This window comes from Gluconacetobacter entanii (genome assembly GCF_003206495.1).
Taxonomy (GTDB): Bacteria; Pseudomonadota; Alphaproteobacteria; order Acetobacterales; family Acetobacteraceae; genus Novacetimonas; species Novacetimonas entanii.
Genome location: NZ_NKUF01000093.1, coordinates 1 through 4,406, shown reverse-complemented (window position 1 = coordinate 4,406; position 4,406 = coordinate 1). Strand labels below are relative to the sequence as shown.

Genomic DNA, 4,406 nt, shown 5'->3' with positions numbered 1-4,406 from the left:
CCTTCCATCAGGCGGTCCAGGAGGTCTTTATCAATGCTCATGCGGGGGCTCCTCTTCGAGCAATTTATCACCACACCGCACAAAATTCAGGATAGTCCCGGAACTGTGGTTCATCCACTGCTTGTTCCACGCATTGGACATCACGAACTTGAAGCCCGCATGGATCGTCAGGCGGTCGTTGAAATATTTCGCCGTGTCCTGCACGAACAGCGAATGCAGTTCATACCCCGCCGTCTGCCCGAACACGGCGTTGCCGTTGATCTGGTACTGCGCCCAGTTGGGGCTGGGGTCCGCGCCATTGGCCATCGTGGCGCTGAGCGGATAGGACTGGATGGTCTGGGCATTTTCATACCAGTACCCGACCGAGAAATGGTTGTGCGCGTCGATCTGGTAATTCAGCTTGGCCACCGCACCGACCTGCCGCACCTCGTTCTGGAGGAAGTAGTTGGTCAGGTTCTGGTTGGTCGCAAGCTGCCCGTTGTTGTAATAGGCCACCGAAGGGCCAAAGAGCGTGCTGTACGACCCGTCCGATGCCGTCGTCCCGCCGGGCGAGCCATCCCATCCCTGCCCGAAGCTGAAATAGGGCTGCAGGTCGAGGGAGAAGCGCGACGGCAGCACCACATGGACCGGCGCGGTCAGGAAGATCTGGTTCCAGTGATCGTTGTTGTTCTTCCAGTAATTGTCGCTGGAAGGGTCGGAATTGCGGCCATAGCCAACGCCGGTATGCTTGTAATTGTAGAACGCCGTGGCGTCGGGATAGGAATCGATCGTGAAATCCTCGGAATTCCACGACAGGAACAGCCGCGCCGTCGATCCGTTCTGCCAGTCCTTCTGCAACCCGAAATCAATATGCTTGCGCTGGTTGATGCCCGACCCCATCCATGACCGCGCGTGCGAGTTGGAGAAGGAGAAGAAACTGCGCACGCCGGTATTGCCGATGTCACCCGATTCAAGGCGGATGAATTCGCGCGACAGGTTGTTCGTGCCATACGAAAAATCCGTCATGCCGCCGAACTTGTGCGACGCGGTGTGCGAACGTTCATTCATCACGCCGCCTGCCGCCGACATCACCGGCAGGTCCGTGCCCGCGCTGCCCGGCGTGACCTCGACACTTTCGAGGTTTTCGGAATCGATGTTCTCCGCCAGGTATTTCGCCGCCGCCGCCGGCGCGCCATCAAGCATCAGCCCCATGTCGAGGTCCGTCAGGCCGCGCACCTGAATCTGCCCGCCCTCCATGCCGGAGGAATCCGGGGTCGTGACGTTCAGGCTGGGCAGGTTCTTGACGAGGTCCAGCCCCGTGCTGGTGGGGCTGCGCATCTCGATATACTGCTTGCCCACGGTCTGGACCGCATGCGGCGCGGTTTCCAGGCGCATCATGCCGCCCCCGCCATCGCGGGCGTCACGGGCACGCGAAACATGGATGACCTCTGGCGTGGCAGGCACGCTCGCGGGATGCGCGGCCGCCTGTGGCGCGGTGGACGTCCCGGCGGCACGATGCACCTGTGCCGCAGTGTGCGTGGTGGTGCCCCGCGGCGTGATGCGGTGCGCGGCAGTCTGCGTGGATGTCGCCGCATGTGCCCGGCCCGTGTTCCCCGCGAGCACCAGCCCCGCACCGACAAGGCATGACACCGCACACAGCCGCGCGCGCAGACCCGTTGCATTCTTTCCCATGATACCTCTGCCCCCTGTCGTGCGCATACGTAATGATCCGTCACGCATCACGATGCTTCCCCTTTCCGGGACACATGTCCCACATTGCATGGCACGCTCAGGTCAACGGCTGACAGCATGGTCGCAGGTGGCAGGGCAGTGCATTTCAGCGTGATGTTCATCAGTCCCCCCAAACACTGTTACTTTCCCGATCCGGTTACAGGCAGGACGACACCTCCCCCGAGGGCGTCCATCCGGACATCCGTTCAGCAGATCGCCCCCCATGCCGCCCGCACCGCACGGCCACTACGCCATGCACGGACACATGAAGGGATCGCATACCCGAGAACCTTCTGTTGACCTAAAGGAAATAAGATGACGGGGGAAAGGGTAAAAAAGGCAACAGGCTGTTTATGTACCTGCATGCGCGCCGCATCGCTTCCGTCCCGATCCGCAGGTGTGGCACGGCAGATCGGCACCGGAACGAACCGACCGGAAACCGACAATTTTACGGGACTGTTTTTGCTGTATTTGTACAGTTTGCAATCGCGGCCACAACCGGACGGCACTTCGTGACCCACCCGGATCCAAAAGCCCGCCAAAACCGGATGCAAAATCAGCAACAGGGCGTTTCTTTTTCCCTGACACCCCGATCCGGTGCACAAACCCGGTTTCTGTCCCCTGAGTCGCAGGAAACAGGAAGATCGTTTTGCAAAGGGCATGAAACAGGAAACCCGTTTCCACCATCCCACGAAGCATCACGCACATCATCCGGACGTTTGTGGTGCAGCCCCTTTTCCCAAAAATTTCAGGAACTGCCGCCCTTTTCAACGCCGCCACCTGCGGCCGCTGATTTTCCCTCAACCGGGCACCATGAAACCGCCGGATGCGATGCAGACACGCTCCCCGCAACAGATACGAAAAAACGGCCTTCCGCGATGTCAGGGACACGCGAAAGGCCGTTTTTCAGAACCCGGCAATTACAACACAAAAAGGCAGCGCGCCTTACTGTGCGTCCATGAACTGATCGTTGCCGATGATACCCAGCTTGGTGATGCCCAGACGCTGCGCATCGGCAAGGACATGGGCCACGGTCTTGTATCTGGCCAGGCGATCCGGATGGATATGCATTTCCGGCTGCACCGGCATGGACGCGGCTTCGGTAAAGTGCGCCTGCAGGGCGGCTTCATCAGGCACCGGGTCGCCGTTCCAGGTGATCGTGTTGTCAAAATCGATCGACACCGTATCAATCTGCGGGTCAGGCTCGGTCGAGGGAGGCGGATTCCCCTGCGGCAGATCCAGTGAAACCGAATGCGTCTGCATCGGGATGGTAATGATCAGCATGATCAGCAGCACAAGCATGACGTCAATCAGGGGCGTGGTATTGATATCTACAATACCTTCGTCCTCTGTCGTGCTGCTGGACCCGACATTCATGCCCATGGCGCGTATTCTCCCAGAAGTGGCCGGGAAAACCTCCCGGCCGGGAATGGATACCGAGGATCAGCCGTGGGGCTGTTCGGTAATGAAGTCAATATGAATGATCCCCGCCTGCTGACAGGCTGCGATCACCTTGCCGACTGCCTCATACTTGGCCGCCATGTCGCCGCGGATCTGGATCTGCGGCTGCGGCTTCTGTGCTGCGGCATGTTCCAGATGCGCCTCCAGGTCGGCATAGCCATTCAGCGGGGTTTCCCCCCAGTAGGCCTGCCCCTTCGACGTCACCGCGATCACGACGTTATCGATCGCGGTGCGGGTCGGCTGGTTTGCATCCATCGGCAGCTTTACCGTGATGGTGTGCGTCGCAACTGGAATGGTGATCAGAAAGATGATCAGCAGCACCAGCATGACGTCGACAAGCGGTGTGGTGTTGATGGCCGACACCACCTCGTCTTCATCGCCGCCACCTCCAACTTGCATTCCCATGATCAGGCCACCCGATTGTCAATAGTCGTGGTTGTAGGAGAGTTGTCCGGACGAACCGCAATCGTGTCCTGCGGATCGGTGCCATGACGATAGCCGCCCATCAGGATGGACTGCAAGTCGGCAGCGAAGTTGCGCACCAGATCCATCGCACCCTTGTTGCGGCGGACAAGCAGGTTGTAGCCCAGAACCGCCGGCACCGCGGTGCCGAGGCCGATGGCCGTCATGATCAGCGATTCACCGACCGGGCCCGCGACCTTGTCGATCGAGGCGTTACCGGCAATGCCGATGGCCGTCAGCGCGTGATAGATGCCCCAGACCGTGCCGAACAGGCCGACGAACGGGGAGGTCGAACCCACGGTCCCAAGGAACGCAAGCCCACCCTGCAGGCGCGTCTGGATCAGATCGACCGAACGCTGGATCGACATCGTCGTCCACGAATGCAGGTCGATGGATTCCTGCATGGTGCCTTCATGATGTTCCGCCGCCTTCACGCCGGTTTCCGCGATGTAGCGGAAGGGCGAGTTCTGGGGCAGCGCTTCCGCACCCTGCTTGATCGTCGGCTTGGTCCAGAACTTGGCCGTCACGTCCTTTGCCGCACTGAACAGGCTGGCCTGCTCGAAGAACTTCTTGATCATGATGACCCAGGTGCCGACCGACATGAACACCATGATCAGCAGGACGCCACGGGCGATGAAGTCACCATTGGCCCACAGGGCGCCAAGGCCATACGGGTTGCCTTCGGGCGCGGGCGGCGGCGGGGGCGCATCCGGGGCCGGGGCGGGTGCCTCTGCGGCGGGGGCGGGAGCAGGCGCATCGGCGGCCGGCGCGGG

Annotated in this window: 4 protein-coding genes and 1 pseudogene; all 5 read right to left on the bottom strand. The window is 60.7% G+C overall.

The genetic code is table 11. The annotated features are described in order from the left end of the window. Positions 1–114: 114 nt before the first annotated feature. Positions 115–1,698, bottom strand: a pseudogene (locus CFR72_RS16335) (TonB-dependent receptor plug domain-containing protein); the annotation flags it as partial. 363 nt (positions 1,699–2,061) lie between these two features. Further along, positions 2,062–2,601, bottom strand: coding sequence for a hypothetical protein (locus tag CFR72_RS17380; protein WP_146220770.1), 540 nt, complete (start codon positions 2,599–2,601; stop codon positions 2,062–2,064). Positions 2,602–2,655: 54 nt separating this feature from the next. Next, entirely contained in the window at positions 2,656–3,093 is a 438-nt protein-coding gene (locus tag CFR72_RS16330) for an ExbD/TolR family protein (RefSeq protein WP_110914777.1), read from the bottom strand. A gap of 60 nt (positions 3,094–3,153) precedes the next feature. Then, entirely contained in the window at positions 3,154–3,576 is a 423-nt protein-coding gene (locus tag CFR72_RS16325) for an ExbD/TolR family protein (protein ID WP_110914776.1), read from the bottom strand. Positions 3,577–3,578: 2 nt separating this feature from the next. Beyond that, a partial coding sequence (locus tag CFR72_RS16320) for a MotA/TolQ/ExbB proton channel family protein (RefSeq protein ID WP_110914775.1) occupies positions 3,579–4,406 on the bottom strand: 828 nt, incomplete at its 5' end.

Bases quoted from the DNA above. Each gene is read 5' to 3' on its own strand.
- CFR72_RS16330 (WP_110914777.1), bottom strand. From the start codon at position 3,093: ATGGGCATGAATGTCGGGTCCAGCAGCACGACAGAGGACGAAGGTATT.
- CFR72_RS16325 (WP_110914776.1), bottom strand. From the start codon at position 3,576: ATGGGAATGCAAGTTGGAGGTGGCGGCGATGAAGACGAGGTGGTGTCG.